General features: G+C 70.9%; 13 protein-coding genes. 7 read left to right on the top strand and 6 right to left on the bottom strand.

What is annotated here, in order from left to right; all coding sequences use genetic code 11:
• Positions 1-88 precede the first annotated feature (88 nt).
• The 3 genes from OG897_RS21925 to OG897_RS21915 all read right to left on the bottom strand — a co-directional run bounded on the left by OG897_RS21925 (position 89) and on the right by OG897_RS21915 (position 4,041).
• On the bottom strand, positions 89-2,101 hold the full coding sequence (locus OG897_RS21925; RefSeq protein ID WP_266658888.1) for a M4 family metallopeptidase: 2,013 nt from the start codon (positions 2,099-2,101) through the stop codon (positions 89-91).
• A 631-nt stretch (positions 2,102-2,732) separates the two neighbouring features.
• Positions 2,733-3,302, bottom strand: coding sequence for an NADPH-dependent FMN reductase (locus OG897_RS21920; protein ID WP_266658887.1), 570 nt, complete (start codon positions 3,300-3,302; stop codon positions 2,733-2,735).
• A 97-nt stretch (positions 3,303-3,399) separates the two neighbouring features.
• On the bottom strand, positions 3,400-4,041 hold the full coding sequence (locus tag OG897_RS21915) for a hypothetical protein (protein WP_323188086.1): 642 nt from the start codon (positions 4,039-4,041) through the stop codon (positions 3,400-3,402).
• Between the two features lie 63 nt (positions 4,042-4,104).
• Here OG897_RS21915 and OG897_RS21910 point away from each other — a divergent pair, with 63 nt between their 5' ends.
• On the top strand, positions 4,105-4,638 hold the full coding sequence (locus OG897_RS21910; protein WP_266658886.1) for a MarR family winged helix-turn-helix transcriptional regulator: 534 nt from the start codon (positions 4,105-4,107) through the stop codon (positions 4,636-4,638).
• Positions 4,639-4,749: 111 nt separating this feature from the next.
• Here the strand turns inward: OG897_RS21910 and OG897_RS21905 are convergent, their stop codons facing one another.
• Both OG897_RS21905 and OG897_RS21900 read right to left on the bottom strand, forming a co-directional pair.
• Positions 4,750-6,558, bottom strand: coding sequence for an ABC transporter ATP-binding protein (locus OG897_RS21905; protein ID WP_266660398.1), 1,809 nt, complete (start codon positions 6,556-6,558; stop codon positions 4,750-4,752).
• Positions 6,559-6,629: 71 nt separating this feature from the next.
• Positions 6,630-8,522 carry an ABC transporter ATP-binding protein gene (locus tag OG897_RS21900; protein WP_266660397.1) on the bottom strand — a complete coding sequence of 631 codons (1,893 nt, stop codon included), beginning with the start codon at positions 8,520-8,522 and terminating at the stop codon, positions 6,630-6,632.
• Positions 8,523-8,880: 358 nt separating this feature from the next.
• On the opposite strand from OG897_RS21900, the gene OG897_RS21895 reads away from it, so the two are divergent.
• The 4 genes from OG897_RS21895 to OG897_RS21880 all read left to right on the top strand — a co-directional run bounded on the left by OG897_RS21895 (position 8,881) and on the right by OG897_RS21880 (position 12,605).
• Positions 8,881-9,846 carry an ABC transporter ATP-binding protein gene (locus tag OG897_RS21895; protein WP_266658885.1) on the top strand — a complete coding sequence of 322 codons (966 nt, stop codon included), beginning with the start codon at positions 8,881-8,883 and terminating at the stop codon, positions 9,844-9,846.
• A gap of 8 nt (positions 9,847-9,854) precedes the next feature.
• A complete protein-coding gene (locus OG897_RS21890; protein ID WP_266660396.1) occupies positions 9,855-10,595 on the top strand; it encodes an ABC transporter permease in 741 nt (246 codons plus the stop codon).
• Between the two features lie 86 nt (positions 10,596-10,681).
• On the top strand, positions 10,682-11,923 hold the full coding sequence (locus OG897_RS21885) for a sensor histidine kinase (RefSeq protein ID WP_266658884.1): 1,242 nt from the start codon (positions 10,682-10,684) through the stop codon (positions 11,921-11,923).
• Positions 11,916-12,605, top strand: coding sequence for a response regulator transcription factor (locus OG897_RS21880; RefSeq protein ID WP_323188085.1), 690 nt, complete (start codon positions 11,916-11,918; stop codon positions 12,603-12,605). Before OG897_RS21885 ends, OG897_RS21880 begins: the two co-directional genes overlap by 8 nt.
• Positions 12,606-12,726: 121 nt before the next feature.
• On the opposite strand, the gene glgX is transcribed toward OG897_RS21880, so the two are convergent.
• Complete coding sequence (glgX, locus tag OG897_RS21875) at positions 12,727-14,937, bottom strand: glycogen debranching protein GlgX (protein WP_266660393.1); 2,211 nt, start codon at positions 14,935-14,937, stop codon at positions 12,727-12,729.
• A gap of 271 nt (positions 14,938-15,208) precedes the next feature.
• Between glgX and OG897_RS21870 the strand changes: the two genes are divergently transcribed.
• Together OG897_RS21870 and OG897_RS21865 are read left to right on the top strand one after the other, a co-directional pair.
• The gene (locus OG897_RS21870; protein WP_266658883.1) at positions 15,209-16,408 is read left to right on the top strand and encodes an Ig-like domain-containing protein; all 1,200 of its coding nucleotides are present in this window, start codon (positions 15,209-15,211) and stop codon (positions 16,406-16,408) included.
• Between the two features lie 276 nt (positions 16,409-16,684).
• Positions 16,685-17,863 (top strand): Ig-like domain-containing protein, encoded by a 1,179-nt coding sequence (locus tag OG897_RS21865; RefSeq protein ID WP_266660391.1) that lies wholly within the window; start codon positions 16,685-16,687, stop codon positions 17,861-17,863.
• Positions 17,864-17,943 lie beyond the last annotated feature (80 nt).

The raw sequence follows: 17,943 nt of genomic DNA, 5'->3' as shown, positions 1-17,943 counted from the left end.
CGACGGACCAGATACGAAAGTGGTGCCCGGGACCGCCGACGGTCCCGGGCACCACTGTCATGTCGTACGAGAGCCTGCCTTCAGCCGATCAGAAGGTGAGCTTCCAGCTGTTGATGTAGCCGACGTCCTGGGACGCCTTGTCCTGGACGCGGAGCTTCCAGGTGCCGTTGGCGACCTCGGAGGAGGCGTTCACGGTGTAGGACTTCACCAGGTTGTCCGCGCTGCCGCCGGACCGGTTGTGCAGGTTGTACACCGAGCCGTCGGGGGCGATCAGGTCGACGACGAGGTCACCGATGTAGGTGTGGACGATGTTCACGTCGACCTTGAGGGTCGCCGGGGCATTGCCGGTGACGCCGGTGACGGTCACCGGGGAGGTGCCGGTGCCGTTGTCCGGTACGGAGACGTCGGCGGCGTTCTCGAAGACCTTGCCGGTCGGCGGGTTGCCGTCGTCCGGACGGGTGCCGACGTTGACCGCGGCCCAGGCGTGCTCGACGCCCTTGACCTCGGGGCTGCCCGCGCCGTACAGCTCGGTGGCGGCGGCGACGGTGCCGTTGCGGGCGTCCGCGTAGTTGGTGCTGGCGGTGAACTTCGACACCAGCGCCTTGAACCAGATCTTCTCGGCCTTGGCGCGGCCGATGCCGACGACCGGCTTGCCGTCGGAGGTCGGGGAGTCGTACGAGACCCCGTTGATGACCTTCGCGCCGCTGCCCTCGGACAGCAGGTAGAAGAAGTGGTTCGCCACGCCCGAGGAGTAGTGGACGTCGATGTTGCCGATGCCCGAGTACCAGGAGTCCTTCGACGAGCCGTCCTTCGAGGGCTTGTCCATGTAGCGCAGCGGGGTGCCGTTGCCACGGATGTCGATCTTCTCGCCGACGTTGTAGTCGCCGACGTCGCTGGCGTTGTTGGCGTTGAACTCGACGGCCGCCGCGAAGATGTCGGAGGTCGCCTCGTTCAGGCCGCCGGACTCGCCGCTGTAGATCAGCTTGGCGGTGACGGAGGTGACGCCGTGCGTCATCTCGTGCGCCGCGACGTCGATCGAGGTCAGCGGCTTCTGGTTGGCCGCGCCGTCGCCGTACGTCATGCAGAAGCAGGAGTCCTGCCAGAAGGCGTTGACGTACGCGTTGCCGTAGTGGACGCGGGAGGTCGCGCCGACGCCGTCACCGCGGATGCCGGAGCGGCCGTGCACGTTCTTGAAGTAGTCCCACGTCGCACCCGCACCGTACGCGGCGTCCGCGCCCGCGGTCTCGCGGTTGGACGGCAGGCCGTTGCCCCAGACGTCGTCCGGGCCGGAGAAGAGGGTGCCGCCCGACGTACCGCCGTTGAGGTCGACCGTCTTGTGGTTGCCGCGCCCGCCGTCGGTGAGGTTCCACGTCGAGCCCGACTGGGTCGAGCCGACGGTGACCTGGCCGCTGTACTGGGTGTTGCCGACACCGTTCTCGACGGCCTGCCACTCGTGCAGCTTCTGGCCGGTGGCGGCGTCGGTGACGACGTGCAGCTCGTTGGGGGTGCCGTCGTGCTGGAACCCGCCGACGACGGTCTCGAACGCGAGGACCGGGGAGCCGGAGCCCATCCACACCACCTGGCGCGGAGCGATCGACGCCTTGGTCTTGTCCGAGCCCTCTTCCTTCGCGAGGCCGAGTGCCTGCTTCTCGGCTGTCGCGGCGGCGATCTTCGGGGTGGCGGCGATGCCCTGGAGCTTCGCGGTCCTCGACTTCGTGACGCCCTGGGTCTTGGCGGCCTTGTCCTTCTTGACGATCAGGTCGCCGCCGAGGACGGGGAGGCCGTCGTAGGTGCGCTCGTAGCGGGTGTGCGTGGTGCCGTCGAGGTCCTGGACGACGTCACGGACGACGAGTGCTTCCTTCGCGCCGAGGCTGAGCTCCTTGGCGGTGGCCGCCTTGGTCTCGTTGGCCTTGGCGATCAGGGCGGCGCGCTGCGCCGGGGTGAGCTTGGCGGGCTGAGCCCCCGGGTTGGGCTTGGCGGCGGCGGGGGCGGCCTGCGCGTTGTCGGCGCTGGCGGAACCCGTCTGCATGCCGACGAGCAGGGCTGCGGCGGCGAGCAGTGCGCCAGTGGCCGTGGCGCGCTTGCGGTGCGTGGATCTCACGCGGAACTCCTTCTGCGAGGGGGGTACCGGAGGGCTGGGTGAGGCCGACCGGGGCTGTACAGGCAGAGCAGGCAGAGCAGTTGGTGCGCGTGGTGCACGGTGGAGCGGGTGCTCCGTGAAGGAGCGGGTGCTCCGGAAGAGAGCGGTGCTGCGTGGAACGTCGGAAGAGTGGCAGCCGGACGGGGGTCATGTCAGGACCGCGTCAACAACTTGGCCGGAAGCGGTTCGTTGCCCGCAAGGTCATGTTCGGTATCCGGATCGTTTGCCTGTGCGTAAGGAAGGGCGGGGGGTGCGTGTGCGGGGAGGGTCTTCACGAGTGCTACGCACTGCCATCGCAAAGAGTGCGGGCTGTGTGCTGGCGTGGGGGGTGCGGAGGGGGTGCCTCCATGCGGTGGTCGCAGATTCCCCGCATGGCCGAAAAGATGCGCCCTGCGCGGCCAGAAATGTTGCAGGCGTGTGAAGTTGGGCGCGCGGCATGACCATACCGGGGGCGTTGTGGGGACCACGTGAGGGGGCCGCGCCCACGTGGCGGAGCCGTGGACGGACGCGGCCCCGCGCCCCTCACAGGGCGTGCTTCGCAGCCCCGCAAGGTGACGCGGCCCCGCTCCTACGAGGGGAGGCTTGCTGTCAGTCAGACCCCGGCGCGCACGGAGGCACCGGCCGTGACCAGTGCCGCGACCTCGTCGAGCACCGCGTCCGCCCCCGCCGTGTGCTCCGGCGTGGCGTGGAAGGCGCCCTGCTCGACCAGCCCCTCGATGCCCGGCACGGACAGCGTCGGCTCGGCCACCCGCAGCCCCACCCGCCCCAGCACCGGCCGGAGCATCTCGATCGCGGGCGCCCCTCCCGACGGACCCGCGCTGTAGCTGATCAGCCCGACCGGCTTGTCCTGCCACTCCGCGTAGAGGGAGTCGATGGCGTTCTTCAGGGGCGCGGTGAAGCCGCCGTTGTACATCGGCATCACGAAGACGTACGCGTCGGCGGCCGACATCGTCTCGCTCCACGCGCGCGTGTGGGGATGGGCGTACCGGCCCGTCGACGGGTACTCCGGCTCGTCCAGGAACGGCAGCGCGACCTCGCCGAGGTCGACGGTGGTCACCTCGAACTCCGGCCGGGCGGAGGCGAGTTCGGCGACCCACTGGGTGAGGGGGCGACCCGAGGAGGTGGGGCGGGTGCTGGCGGAGAGGACGTACAGGCGAGACATGTGAAGGATGTTCCTTTGCTTAAGGGTTAAGGGTTAAGGGTTAAGGGCTGGGGGTTGGGGTTGAGGGCTGGCGATTGAGGAGGTCCGTACGCGTGGATCAGGGAGCGAGCGTGAAGCGCTTCAGCGCGGGCTGGGTCAGCGGGCCTATCGCCGCCGCGAACAGGACGGTGCCCACGCCCACCGTCCCGCCGAGCAGCCACCCCGCCACCAGGACCGTCACCTCGATGCCGGTGCGGGCGACCCGGATCGAGATGCCGCGCCGGGCAAGTCCCGTCATCAGGCCGTCGCGCGGCCCGGGGCCGAGCCCCGCGCCGACGTACAGCCCGGTCGCGACCGCGTTGAGCACGAGCCCGGCGACGAGCAGCGCGATCCGCACGGCCAGACCGTCGAAGGACTCCGGCAGCAGGCTCAGGGTCGCGTCCGCGACCAGGCCGACGACGAGGATGTTGGCTACGGTGCCGATGCCCGGCCGTACCTTCAGCGGTATCCAGGCCAGCAGCACCAGCACCCCGACCCCGTTCACCACGAGGCCGAAGGAGACGCCGGTGCTGCGGGAGAGGCCCTGGTGCAGGACGTCCCAGGAGGCGACGCCCAGGCTCGCGACGACCATCAGTGCCATGCTGACCCCGAAAAGGGTCAGTCCCAGGGCGAGTTGAGCATGCCGACGGCCCCGTGGCGCGGCTGCGGACCGCTCTCCCGGCTCCGTGTCGGTCACCGCACCCCCCGGGTTCGTTGACATGTCACTCATAACGTTAGGGCGACGATCGATGACGTGTCAATCAAATCTCGGTACGCTCGTCCCGTGACCTCCGAACCCCGCTGGCTGACCGCATCCGAGCAGCGCACCTGGCAGGCGTACCGGCGCATGCAGCTCCTGCTCGGCGCGCAGGTTTCCCGCGACCTGGCCGCCGACAGCCGCCTCTCCGACGCCGACTACGACGTCCTCTCCCACCTGAGCTACGCCGACGGAAACCGGTGTCGCATCAGCGGGTTGGCCGATCGCATGCTCTGGTCCCGCAGCCGCCTCTCGCACCACTTGACCCGCATGCAGCAGCGCGGCCTCGTCGTGCGCGAGGGGTGCGCGTCCGACGCCCGGTGTGCGGAGGTCGTGCTGACGGACGAGGGGCTGCGCACCCTGGAGGCCGCCGCCCCGCCGCACGTCGAGTCCGTGCGCCGCAACTTCATCGACCTCCTCACCCCGGAGCAGCAGGCCGCGTTCGCGGAGATCGGCGAGGTCGTCGTACGGCACCTGTCAAAGGGGCGCGAGCCGACCCGGGCGCCGAAGTCGCGGGAGGCGGCGCAGAGCGCCGAACAGGGCTCAGTGCGCGTCGGATGACCCGCCGGGTCCGGGCCGGGGCCGTCCCACCGGCCCCGGCCGCATGCGGCCCGCCTCGGCCACCGGACGGGCCACCGGACGGGCCGTCCTCCCGGCCCGCTGCCGGAAGCGTCAGACCAGACTGTCCCGCCACGCCTTGTGCAGGCCCGCGAACCGGCCGTCCCCGCCGATGAGTTGGGACGGTGCGCCGTCCTCGACGACCCGGCCGTGCTCCATGACCAGCACCCGGTCCGCCACCTCCACCGTCGAGAGGCGGTGCGCGATGACCACGGCCGTACGACCCTTCAGTACGGTGTGCATCGCGTGCTGCACCGCCCGTTCGCCCGGGATGTCCAGGGAGCTGGTGGCCTCGTCGAGGATGAGGACCGAGGGGTCGGCGAGCAGGGCCCGGGCGAAAGCGACCAACTGGCGTTGGCCCGCCGAGATCCGGCCGCCCCGCTTGCGGACGTCCGTGTCGTAGCCGTCCGGCAGGCCCGCGATGAAGTCGTGCGCGCCGATCGCCCTCGCCGCCTGCTCGATGTCCTCGCGGGTGGCCTCCGGGCGGCCGATCGCGATGTTCTCCGCGACCGTTCCGGAGAAGAGGAACGCTTCCTGGGTGACCATGACGACGCCGCGTCGCAGTTCGGGGATGGAGAGGTCGCGCAGGTCCGTGCCGTCGAGGAGGACGCGGCCCTCCGTGGGGTCGTAGAAGCGGGCCAGGAGTTTCGCCAGTGTCGACTTTCCCGCGCCCGTCGAGCCGACCACCGCGACCGTCTCCCCGGCGGACAGCGTCAGGTCGAAGCGCGGCAGCACCTCGCCACCCGTCCGGTACGCGAAGCGCACTCCCTCGAACTCGACCGCACGGCCGGGGTGTTCGGAGTCGTTGACCGGCAGCGGGCGAGGGTCGGCCGTCTCCGGCACGGTCGGCGTCTGGGCCAGCAGGCCCGCGATCTTCTCCAGGGAGGCAGCCGCCGACTGGTAGGAGTTGAGGAACATGCCCAGGCGGTCGATCGGGTCGTACAGGCGGCGCAGATACAGGACGGCGGCCGCCAGCACGCCCAGGGCGAGGGTGTCCGACGCGACCCGGTACGCGCCCCACAGGACGATGCCCGCGACGGCCGTGTTCGCGACGAGGCGCGAGCAGGTGACGTAGAGAGCCATCTCCAACAGGCTGTCCCCGTTGGTGCGTTCGTGCTTGCGGTTGAGCGCGGCGAACGCCTCGTCGTTGGCCTTCTCCCGCCGGAACGCCCGCACCGGCCGGATGCCGTTCAGCGTCTCCGCGAACTTCACGATCACCGCCGCCACGGCCGACGAACGTGCCCCGAAGACGACGCCCACCCGCCTGCGGTACATCCGTACCAGCAGATACAGGGGGCCGAAGGACGCCACCGCGACCCCGCCCAGGCCCAGGTCCAGCCAGAGCAGCATGACCGAGATGGAGACGAAGGACAGGACCACGCCGATGAGCTCCTGGAGGCCCTCCGAGAGCAGCTCGCGCAGCGACTCCACGTCGGTGGTGGAGCGGGAGATCAGGCGGCCCGAGGTGTAGCGCTCGTGGAAGTCGACACTGAGGGCCTGCGCGTGGCGGAAGATGCGGCCGCGCAGGTCGAGCAGGACGTCCTGGTTGAGGCGCGCCGAGACCATCAGGAACGCGTACTGGAGCGCCCCGGCCGCCGCCGAGCACACCAGGTAGCCCACCGCGACGGCGATCAGCGGCCCGTAGTTCTGCTCCCGGAACGCGGGCACGCCCCGGTCGATGGCGTACGCGACGAGCAGCGGGCCCGCCTGCACGGCCACCTGCTGGACCAGCAGCAGGAACACCCCGAGCGCGACCCGGCGGCGGCCGGGACGCAGGAGGGAGAGGAGGAGACGGCGGGTGGCGCCGGGAGGGGAGGGGAGGTCGTCCTTGTCGAAGGGGTCGTCGGCGGACTTCGTCCGTATCTCCTCGACGCCGAGGGCGGCGTCGTCCTCGGCGGGGGCCGCGAGCGCGGGCTTCCCCTGGTCGATGGTGGTCACGCGTCCGCCCTCTCGTGGATCGATTCCCGTACGGTCGCTCCGGTTCCGGTTCCGGTTCTAGTTCCGGCTTGGGCTTCGGCCCCGGATCCGGGCCCGTCGCCCCGCTCTCCCGACATCAGCCACGCGTACTCCGCACTGTCCCGCAGCAGTTCCTGATGCGTGCCCACGGCCGTGATCCGGCCGCCCGACAGCAGCGCCACCCGGTCCGCCAGCAGCACCGTCGACGGCCGGTGGGCCACCACGAGCGCCGTCGTGTCGTCCAGGACGCGGCGCAGCGCCGCCTCCACCAGAGCCTCCGTGTGCACATCGAGTGCCGACAGCGGATCGTCCAGTACGAGGAAACGCGGCTCGCCCACCACCGCCCGCGCCAGCGCCAGACGCTGCCGCTGACCGCCGGACAGGCTCAGACCCTGCTCGCCGACCTGGGTGTCCGCGCCGTCCGGGAGCCTGTGCACGAAGTCGGCCTGGGCGATGGACAGCGCCCGCCGCAGCTCCTCGTCCCCGGCGTCCGGGCCCGCGCCCATCAGCACGTTCTCGCCGACCGACGCCGAGAACAGCGTCGGCTCCTCGAAGGCGACGGCCACCAGCTCGCGCAACTCCTCGCGCGGCAGGGCCGTGATGTCCCGCCCGTCGAGCGTGATCCGCCCGGCGGTCGCCTCGTGCAGCCGGGGCACGAGCGCGGTCAGGGTCGTCTTGCCCGAGCCCGTCGCACCGACGAGCGCGAGGGTCTCACCGGGGCGGATGTGCAGATCGATGTGCTGAAGCAGCGGTACGGAACCGGGCTCGGCGTCCGGGTACCGGAACTCCACCCCCTCGAAACGGATGCCGTCCCGGGAGCCGGGGGAGCCGGGGGAGCCGGACGCGTCCGAAGGCACGTCAGCAGGGGCGGAAACGGCGTCCTCCGTCTCCTCCTCCGCGTCCATCACCTCGAAGAACCGCTCACTCGCCGTCGCCGCCTCCTGCGTCATGGCCAGCAGGAACCCGATCGACTCCACCGGCCACCGCAGCGCCAGCGCCGTCGACAGGAACGCCACCAGCGTGCCCGCCGACAGGCCGCCGTCCGCCACCTGGATCGTGCCCAGCACCAGCGCCGCCCCGATCGCGGCCTCCGGAATGAACGTGATCATCGCCCAGATGCCCGCGAGCAGCCGCGCCTTCAGCAGCTCCGTGCCCCGCAGCTCGCCCGACAGCTCGCGGAACGCCTGCGACTGCGCCCTGTGCCGCCCGAAGCCCTTGATGATCCGGATGCCGAGGACGCTCTCCTCGACCACCGTCGTCAGATCGCCGACCTGGTCCTGCGCCTTCCGCGCCACCAGCGCGTACTTCGCCTCGAACACCGAGAGCAGCACCATCAGCGGAATCACCGGCACCAGCAGCACCAGCCCCAGCGACCAGTCCTGCGCCAGCAGGATCGCGAACCCGACCAGGATCGTCGTGCCGTTGACGATCAGGAAGGTGAGCGGGAACGCCAGGAACATCCGGATCAGCATCAGGTCCGTCGTCCCGCGCGACAGCAACTGCCCCGACGCCCACTTGTCGTGGAACGCCACCGGCAGCCGCTGCACATGCCGGTACAGGTCCGCCCGCAGCCGCGCCTCCACCCCCGCCAGCGGCCGGGCCACCAGCCACCGCCGGAAGCCGAACAGCACCGCCTCGACGATGCCGAGCACGAGCAGCGCGAGCGCGCCCAGCCAGACCCCGCCCGGGTCCCGGCCGGCGACCGGCCCGTCGACCATCCATTTCAGTACGAGCGGGATGACCAGGCTCAGACAGGACGCCACAATCGCGACAACCGCCGCGCTGGCCCAGCGTATTCGCACCGGACGGACGTACGGCCAGAGCCGCAGCAGCACGCGCAGCGACGACCGCCGCCGCGCTTCCGGTCTCATGGCGGACGAGTCGGCGGGCGCGTCGGCGGGCGCGTCGGTGGGCGCGTCGACAGGCGAGTCGCCGGACGCCTCGGGCGCCGGTTCAGGACCAGGTTCGGGGGAGGTGCGTGTATCGCTCATCGGACACGAGAGTACGAGGAGGGGACGTCATCGCCCAGTGAGTATTCGGCGGCGCGGGACAGCCCGCCACGCGCCGTGCGCGGATCCCGCCGCGCTGCCGCCCGTACGACCCCCACACCCCCTACGGGTCGTACGGGAGGGGTCCCCCGACCGGCGCCCCCGTCAACCGATCGGCTGATGCCCGTTCCGAGCCCGATGGCCGATACCACCGGGCCCCGCCCGGCCCGATGCTCGTGCCATGCCTCACGAAGCCAGCATTCGCACCGTGCCCCTGGTGGACGTCAGGGACCTCCGCAAGAGCTACTCCGGCCGCACCGTCGTCGACGGCGTCTCCTTCTCCGTCGAGGAGGGCGAGATCTTCGGCATCCTCGGCCCCAACGGCGCCGGGAAGACCACCACCGTCGAGTGCGTCTCCGGTCTGCGCCACGCCGACTCCGGCACCGTACGGGTCGCCGGACTCGACCCCGTCGCCGACCACCGGAAGGTCACCCACCTCCTCGGCGCCCAGCTCCAGGAGAGCGAACTCCAGCCCAAACTCCTGGTCCGCGAGGCCCTGGAGCTGTACGCGTCCTTCTACCCGAACCCCGCCGACTGGCGGAACCTCGCCGAACGCCTCGGCCTCACCGAGAAGCTGAGCACCCGCTTCGCCAAGCTCTCCGGCGGCCAGAAGCAGCGCCTGTCCATCGCGCTCGCCCTCGTCGGCAACCCCCGCGTGGTCGTCCTCGACGAACTCACCACCGGGCTCGACCCGAGGGCCCGCCGCGACACCTGGAAGCTCATCGAGGAGGTACGGGACTCGGGCGTCACCGTCCTGCTCGTCACCCACTTCATGGAGGAGGCCCAGCGGCTCTGCGACCGTATCGCCGTCATCGACAAGGGCCGGGTCGCCGCCCTGGACTCACCGGCCGGACTGATCCGCCGCTCCGCCAGCTCCACCGTCATCAGCTTCACCCCGTCCCGCCCGCTGGAGCGCGCCGAGCTCGCCGGGCTGCCCGAGGCCGCCTCGGTCGAGCGGGACGGTGAGCGCGTCGTCATCAACGGCACCGACCGCACGGTCAACGCCGTGATCTCGCTCCTCGCCCGCCACCACATCGAGGCGCACCAACTCCGCGTCACCGACGCCACGTTGGACGACGCGTTCCTCGACCTCACCGAGAACGGCGGCCAGGACGCCGTGGCCCCCACCACCACGAAGGTTGCGTGATCACCACCATGTCCGCCAGCACCGCAGTCCTGCGCACCGAAGCCCGCCTCTACCGCCGCGAGCCCGGCGTCCTCTTCTGGGTCCTGCTCTTCCCGACCGTACTGATGGTGATCATCGGCCTGGTCCCCGACTTCCAGAAGCCCTCCGCCGAACTCGGCGGACTGCGGACCATCGACGTCTACGTTCCCGTCGCCGTGCTCCTCGCCCTGATCATGGCCGGTCTCCAGGCCCTCCCGCCGACCCTGTCCGGGTACCGCGAACGCGGGATCCTGCGCCGCATGTCGACCACTCCGGTACGCCCCGCCACGCTGCTGGGCGCGCAGATCGCGGTCAACGCGGTCGCCGCCATCGGCTCCGGTCTGCTGGCCATGACCGTCGGCCGCATCGCCTTCGATGTCGCGCTCCCCCAGCAGCTCGTGGGCTACGTCCTGGCCCTGGTCGTCGCCGCCCTGGCCGCTCTCGCCCTCGGCGGCGTCGTCTGCGCGGTCTCCCGTACGACGAAGATCGCTCAGGCGGTCGGGTCGGTGGTCTTCTTCCCGGCGATGTTCACCGCGGGCGTCTGGCTCCCGGTTCAGCAGATGCCCGAAACCCTGCGCACGATCGTCGAGTTCACCCCGCTCGGGGCCGCCTCGCAGGCCCTCAATGATGCGATGATCGGATCCTGGCCGGGCTGGGACCACCTGGGCGTGCTGGTGGCGTGGACGGTCGTGCTGATCGCCGCCGCGTCCCGCTGGTTCACGTGGGAGTAGCGGTCTCGCGGGCGCGCGTGCGAGCAGCGGTCCACGGTGGAGGGGCGGAGGCGTCGGCCGTCCGCTCCACGAGGGAGGGCACCGCCATGGTGAGCGTCGAAGAGCGCATGGACCAGTTCCACCGCTACGGCCCGTTCGCGCTGCTCTTCCTCTCCACGGTCATCGCGTACGCGGCGGCCCCCATCGTCATGCGGGACGACGCGGACAAGGTCGCCGTCGGCGTGCTGATCGCGGTGCTGGCCGTCCTGCACCTGGTCTGGAACCGGGCCCGCCGGGGCCTTCCCGAGTTCTCCGTCACCGGCCGCGTCTACTACGTCGTCCGCACGGCCCTCGCCTTCGCCGCCTCCTGGGTCAACCCGTTCTTCGCGATCTACGCGAGCATCGGTTACTTCGACTCGGTGTACCTGCTGCCCCCGAGGGCGGCCAGGATCGGCATCCTGGTCACCGCCGTCACCCTCGCGGGCTCCCAGTCCGGCGGAATGCCGCCGACGGACGGCATGTCCTGGACCGCCTTCGGCATTCTGTTCCTGATCCAGGCATGCCTCTCCTCGTTCTTCATGCACATGGGCGCACGGGAGGTGAAGGCGGCCCAGGAGAAGGAGGCCGCCATCGCGGCCCTCGTGGAGACCAACGCCCGCCTGGAGCAGACCCTCGTCGAGAACGCGGGCCTGCACGATCAACTCCTGCTCCAGGCAAGGGAAGCGGGCGTCGCGGACGAGCGCCGCCGCCTCGCCGCCGAGATCCACGACACCATCGCGCAGGGCCTGGCCGGGATCATCACCCAGCTCCAGGTCGTTACCTCCACCACCGACCCGGACACGGCCGCCGTGCACCTCACCCGCGCCCAGGACCTGGCCCGCACCAGCCTGGGCGAGGCCCGCCGCTCGGTGCAGAACCTCAGCCCCGCCGCCCTGGAGCACGACACCCTCGCCGAGGCCCTGAAGAAGACCGTCGCCGCCTACGCCGAACGCACCGGAATCCGCACCGAGTTCACCGTCACCGGCACCGAGGAACCCCTCCACGGCGAGGTTGCCGCCACCCTCCTGCGGATCGCCCAGGAAGCCCTCACCAACACCTCCCGGCACGCCCGTGCCACCCGGGCGGGCATCACCCTCTCCTACATGGACGACGAGGTCGCCCTCGACGTCCGCGACGACGGCACCGGCTTCGACCCGTCGGCCGTCGCCGCCCGGACGGAGGCGGGAGGCTTCGGCCTCGACGGCATGCGCGCCCGCGCCGAACGCATCGCGGGCACCGTCGAGATCGAGTCCGAGCCCGGCTACGGCACGGCCGTCTGTGCCCGCGTACCTTTGGTCAACCATGCCTGAGACCCCCGCTGAGACCCCCGCTGACACCCCCGCTGACGTCCCCGTGATCACCCTCCTCCTCGTCGACGACCACCCGGTCGTCCGGGACGGCCTGCGCGGCATGTTCGCCGAGGCCCCCGGCTTCGAGGTCCTCGGCGAGGCCGAAAGCGGGCCCCGGGGGGTCGAGCTGGCCACCGCGCTGCGCCCCGACGTGGTCCTGATGGACCTCCGGATGCCGGGCGGCGGGGGAGTGGCAGCCATCGCCGAACTCACCCGACGCGGCCTGCCTTCCAAGGTCCTGGTCCTCACCACGTACGACACGGACACCGACACCCTCCCCGCGATCGAGGCGGGCGCGACGGGCTACCTCCTCAAGGACGCCCCCCGCGAGGAGCTCTTCACCGCCGTACGGGCGGCCGCCGAGGGCCGCACGGTCCTCTCGCCGGCGGTCGCCACCCGCCTGGTCACCCAGGTCCGCAAACCGGCACCCGCTGCGGGGACTTCCGCATCCCCCCTCTCGGCCCGCGAACGCGAGGTCCTCGCCCTGGTCGCCAAGGGCACCTCCAACCGCGAGATCGCCCGCATCCTCTTCGTGAGCGAGGCGACGGTGAAGACCCATCTCACCCATCTCTACGCGAAGTTGGGCGTCAACGACCGGGCCGCCGCCGTCGCCACCGGCTACGAACGCGGCATTCTCGGCTGAAACCACCCACCCCTCCCCCCCCCCAAGAGCTGGATCGAGTCGGCGGACGGCTCCTTCCACACCTACCTGAACATCCCCACAGAAGACGGCTACGCCCAGGAGCGCCTGCCCCGCGCGGGCTTCACCGGCTACTCGGTCCCCGGCTGACCCTCCACAACACCACCGCCCTCCCCGGCACCCGCACCACCTCACCCCCCTCGTGCACCGTCCCCGTCCCCTCCGCCCCCTCCCGGGACGTGTCCACGACACACGTGTACGAGGCCGCCCACGGCTCCCCGGGGAGGGCGAATCCCACCGGGTCGGCGCCCGCGTGCAGCACCGCCAAGAAGCTCTCGTCCTCTATCGGCTCGCCCCGCGCGTCCCGCCCCGGGATGTCGCTCCCGGACAGGTACATCCCCAGCGCGGACGTCGGCGCGTACCAGTCCTCCTGCGTCATCTCCTTCCCCTCCGTCGTGAACCACGCCACGTCCCGCAGCCCGTCCTCCCCCTGCGCCCGGCCCGAGAAGAACGCCCGCCGCCGCAGCACCGGATGCGCGTGCCGCAGCGCGAGCAGCCGGGACGTCAGGTCGAAGAGGGCCCGCCACTCCGGCCGGCCGAGCAGTGACCAGTCCACCCAGCTCGTCTCGTTGTCCTGGCAGTACGCGTTGTTGTTGCCGCTCTGCGTGCGCCCCATCTCGTCACCCGCGACCAGCATCGGCACCCCGGTCGACAGGAGCAGCGTCGTCATCAGGTTCCGCACCTGCCGCCGCCGCAGCGCCAGCACGGACGCGTCGTCGCTCTCGCCCTCCTCACCGCAGTTCCAGGACCGGTTGTCGTTCGTGCCGTCCCGGTTGCCCTCGCCGTTGGCCGCGTTGTGCTTCTGCTCGTACGAGACCAGGTCGCGCAGCGTGAAACCGTCGTGCGCCGTCACGAAGTTGACCGAGGCGTACGGCCGCCGCCCGCCCCACGCGTACAGGTCGCTGGACCCGGAGAGGCGATACCCCAGGTCCCGTACGTCCGGCAGCGCGCCCCGCCAGAAGTCCCGTACGGCATCCCGGTAGCGGTCGTTCCACTCCGTCCACAGCGGCGGGAACGCCCCGACCTGGTAACCCCCGTTCCCCACGTCCCACGGCTCCGCGATCAGCTTGACCCGCCGCAGCGTCGGGTCCTGCGCGATCACCGCCAGGAACGGCGAGAGCATGTCCACGTCGTGCATCGAGCGGGCCAGCGCCGCCGCCAGGTCGAAGCGGAAGCCGTCGACGCCCATCTCGTTGACCCAGTACCGCAGGGAATCGGTGATCAGCCGGAGCACGTGCGGCTGGACGACGTGGAGCGTGTTGCCGCAGCCCGTGTAGTCCGCGTACCGGCGGGCGTCCTCCTGGAGGCGGTAGTAGCCCCGGTTGTCGATGCCCCGCATCGAGAGCGTCGGGCCCAGCTCGCCCGCCTCCGCCGTGTGGTTGTAGACCACGTCGAGGATGACCTCGATCCCCGCCGCGTGCAGCGCCTGCACCATCCGCTTGAACTCGCCGACCTGCTGCCCCGTCGTGCCCGACGCCGCGTACCCCGCGTGCGGGGCGAAGTAGCCGATGGAGTTGTAGCCCCAGTAGTTGCGCAGCCCCCGCCGCAGCAGATGGTCCTCGTGCGCGAACTGGTGCACCGGCAGCAGCTCGACGGCCGTGACTCCCAGCCGTACGAGATGGTCGATCGCCGCCGGATGCGCGAGGCCCGCGTACGTGCCGCGCAGCTCGGCGGGGACGTCCGGGTGGCGCATGGTGAAGCCGCGCACGTGGAGCTCGTAGATGACGGAGTCCGCCCACGGCGTCTTCGGACGGCGGTCGTCCGCCCAGTCGTCGTCGTCATGGACGACCACCCCCTTGGGGACGTACGGGGCGGAGTCGCGCCCGTCGCGGACGGTGTCGGCCACGTGCTGCTCGGGCCAGTCGCGGACGTGCCCGTACACCTCGGGCGGGAGGGTGAAGTCGCCGTCGACGGCGCGCGCGTACGGGTCCAGGAGGAGCTTCGCCGGGTTCCAGCGGGCCCCCGTCCAGGGGTCCCAGCGGCCGTGCACCCGGAACCCGTACCGCTGCCCGGGACGCACCCCCGGCACGAAGCCGTGCCACACCTCGTGGGTGAGCTCGCTCAGCGGGCAGCGCGTCTCCGTGCCCGACGCGTCGAACAGGCACAGCTCGACGGCCTCCGCCCCGCCCGCCCACAGCGCGAAGTTGGTGCCCGTGCTCCCGTCGGGGCCGACCCGGAAACGGGCCCCCAGGGGGTTCGGAGCCCCCGGCCACACGGGTGGCCGGGGGCTCTCGCCGGGCTGCTCCCGGGGGCCGTCGGCGTGCCCGGCCCTGATCGCGGCCCTGTCCGGGGGGCTGCGGAGCGCCTCTCCCGCACGTACCACTTGCACGTCCTGTCCGGATGCGTTCCTGGGTGCGCTCTCGGGTGCGCTCGACACCTGTCAGCCTCCTGCGGCTCGTCGGGGACCGGCGAGTCGAGAGGCCCAGCGGCGTCCCGGCCGCCAGGCTCTCCACATGAGGTCCTCCCTGCTGTCATGCCCAGAGTGGCGCTCGCACTCACGTTTCCCCCGCAGGCCGCTGGCCGTTGTCCCGAACGTGAGACACCCAGTGACACGAACCCTCGCCCGCGCCGCGGCCGCCGCCGCCCTGGCTCTCGCCCTCACCGGCTGCTCCGGCGGCCTGGGTTCCTGGTTCGACGGCGAGCCCCTGTCGCCCGAGGAGGCGATCCGCGTCGTCCCCGCCGACAAGGCCCGCGACGTGCTGGTGGGCAGCCCCCTCGAAGTGAGCGTCCCGGAAGGACGCCTGGAACGGGTGAGGGTGCTGCGGGTCGAGGACTCCGAGCGGCAGGAGGTGCGCGGCAGGATCAGCGCCGACGGTACGTCCTGGCAGCCGGAGGCCCCGACGGGCGCGGGGAAGCTGCTGCTTGCCGCCAAGTACACCGTGCACGCGGTCGCCGTCGACGAGGACGGCAAGCGGTCCGCTCGTACGACGTCCTTCACCACGCACGTCCCCGACGAGCGCTTCATCGGGTACTTCAAGCCCGAGAACCGCTCCACCGTCGGCACCGGGATGATCGTCTCCTTCTCCTTCAACCGGCCCATCGAGAACAGGGCGGCCGTCGAGCGCGCCATCCGCGTCACGTCGCAGCCCGCCGTGCCGGTCGTCGGCCACTGGTTCGGCAAGGAGAGGCTCGATTTCCGGCCGCGTACGTACTGGAAGCCAGGCACCCGCGTGACGACCGACATCCGGCTGCGCGACGTCGCCGGAGCGCCCGAGGTCTACGGGATCCAGAACAAGACCGTCACCTTCACCGTCGGCCGCCACCAGACCTCCCTCGTCGACGCCGAAGCGCACACCATGACCGTCACCCGCGACGGCGAGGTGCTCTCGGAGGTGCCGATCAGCGCGGGCACCGCCAAGAACCCCACGTACAACGGAAAGATGGTGGTCAGCGAGATGCAGGACGTGACCCGGATGAACGGCCGCACGGTCGGCTTCGGCGGCGAGTACGACATCGCCGACGTCCCGCACGCCGTCCGGCTCAGCGCCTCGGGAACCTTCCTGCACGGCAACTACTGGGCCAGGGGAGTCTTCGGCTCCAGCAACACCAGCCACGGCTGCATCGGCCTGCGCGACGTGAAGGGCGGCAGCGGATCGACCCCGGCGGGCTGGTTCTTCGACCGCACGCTCGTCGGCGACGTCGTCGAAGTCATCAACTCGACCGACCGGATTGTCGCTCCCGACAACGGCCTCGGCGGCTGGAACATGGGATGGGACCAATGGACGGCGGGCTCCGCCCTGCGCTGACCCCGGACGGCTGCTGTGGCCTGCGACGACGTGGCTCCGTCACCCGCCTGACACCCACCCGTCACTTGGGACGGAACGGTGACATTCCCGGGGAGTTCCCACCGTGCCCGGTGTGATTATCTAGCGCAGTGTGCGCGGTCGTTGCGTACGGGGGTGCGGGCCTGGTCAGGCCGTGCGCGAGGGGAGAATTCCACATTGAACAGGCAGTCGGTCCGGACCTTCGAGGTCCAGGCATCCACAGGTCGCCGGGCGGTACGGGGCAACGGCGGCCGGGCACTGCTCGCGCTCGTGCTCGGCGCCCTGCTGCTCCTCGTCACCGCGTGCGGTGGCGGCACGGAAACGGGTCCCGCGGACAAGGAGAAGCAGGAACCCGGCCAGGCGGACACCAAGGCGTCCCAGGCCGTGGTCACCGTCGCCCCGAAGAACGGTGCGAAGGACGTCGCGACGAGCGGCACCCTGAAGATCACGGCTGACAAGGGCAAGCTCTCCGAGGTGAAGGTCACCGACACCAAGGGCAACGAGATCGAGGGCAAGGTCTCCGCCGACGGCTCCGGCTGGGAACCGGTCCACCACCTCGCGGCGAGCACCACCTACAAGGTGCACGCCATCGCCAAGGACACCGAGGGCCGCGCCTCCGCGCAGGACACCAGCTTCACCACCCTCGTCCCGAAGAACACCTTCATCGGCGACTTCCGCCCGGAGAACGGCTCGACGGTCGGCGTCGGCATGCCGGTGTCCTTCCGCTTCAGCCGGGGCATCACCTCGCCGGACGCCGTCAAGAACGCGATCAAGGTGACGGCCGAGCCGTCCGTGCCGATCGAGGGCCACTGGTTCGGCAACGACCGCCTCGACTTCCGCCCGGAGGAGTACTGGAAGCCCGGCACCAAGGTCACCGTCAAGATCAACCTGGACGGCGTCCAGGGCCGCAAGGGCGTCTACGGCAAGCAGAACCGCACGGTGAAGTTCACCATCGGCCGCAGCCAGGTCTCCACCGTCGACGCGAGCAAGAAGACGATGAAGGTCGTCCGCGACGGCAAGACGATCCGCACCATCCCGATCACCGCGGGCGCGCCGTCCACGACGACGTACAACGGCCAGATGGTCATCAGCGAGAAGCTCAAGGTGACCCGGATGAACGGCGCGACCGTCGGCTTCGGCGGTGAGTACGACATCAAGGACGTCCCGAACGCCATGCGCCTGTCGGACTCCGGCACCTTCATCCACGGCAACTACTGGGCCTCCTCCGGCACCTTCGGCTCCGCCAACGTCAGCCACGGCTGCGTCGGCCTGCGCGACCAGCGCGGTGCGACCAGCACGAGCACGCCCGCCGCCTGGTTCTGGAACGGCTCGATGGTCGGTGACGTGGTCATCGTCAAGAACTCGCGCGACAAGCAGATCGCCCCGGAGAACGGCCTCAACGGCTGGAACATGTCCTGGTCGGACTGGACGAAGTAGCTCCTCCCGCTGTCTGTACGGGTACGGGCCCGGTGCACTGTGACCAAGTGCACCGGGCCCCGTTGCGTGAACGCCGATTA

It is taken from the genome of Streptomyces sp. NBC_00237 (assembly GCF_026342435.1).
In the GTDB taxonomy this organism is placed as follows: domain Bacteria; phylum Actinomycetota; class Actinomycetes; order Streptomycetales; family Streptomycetaceae; genus Streptomyces.
Note: the sequence above shows the minus strand (reverse complement) of the source record. Positions and strands in the feature narration are given on the sequence as shown.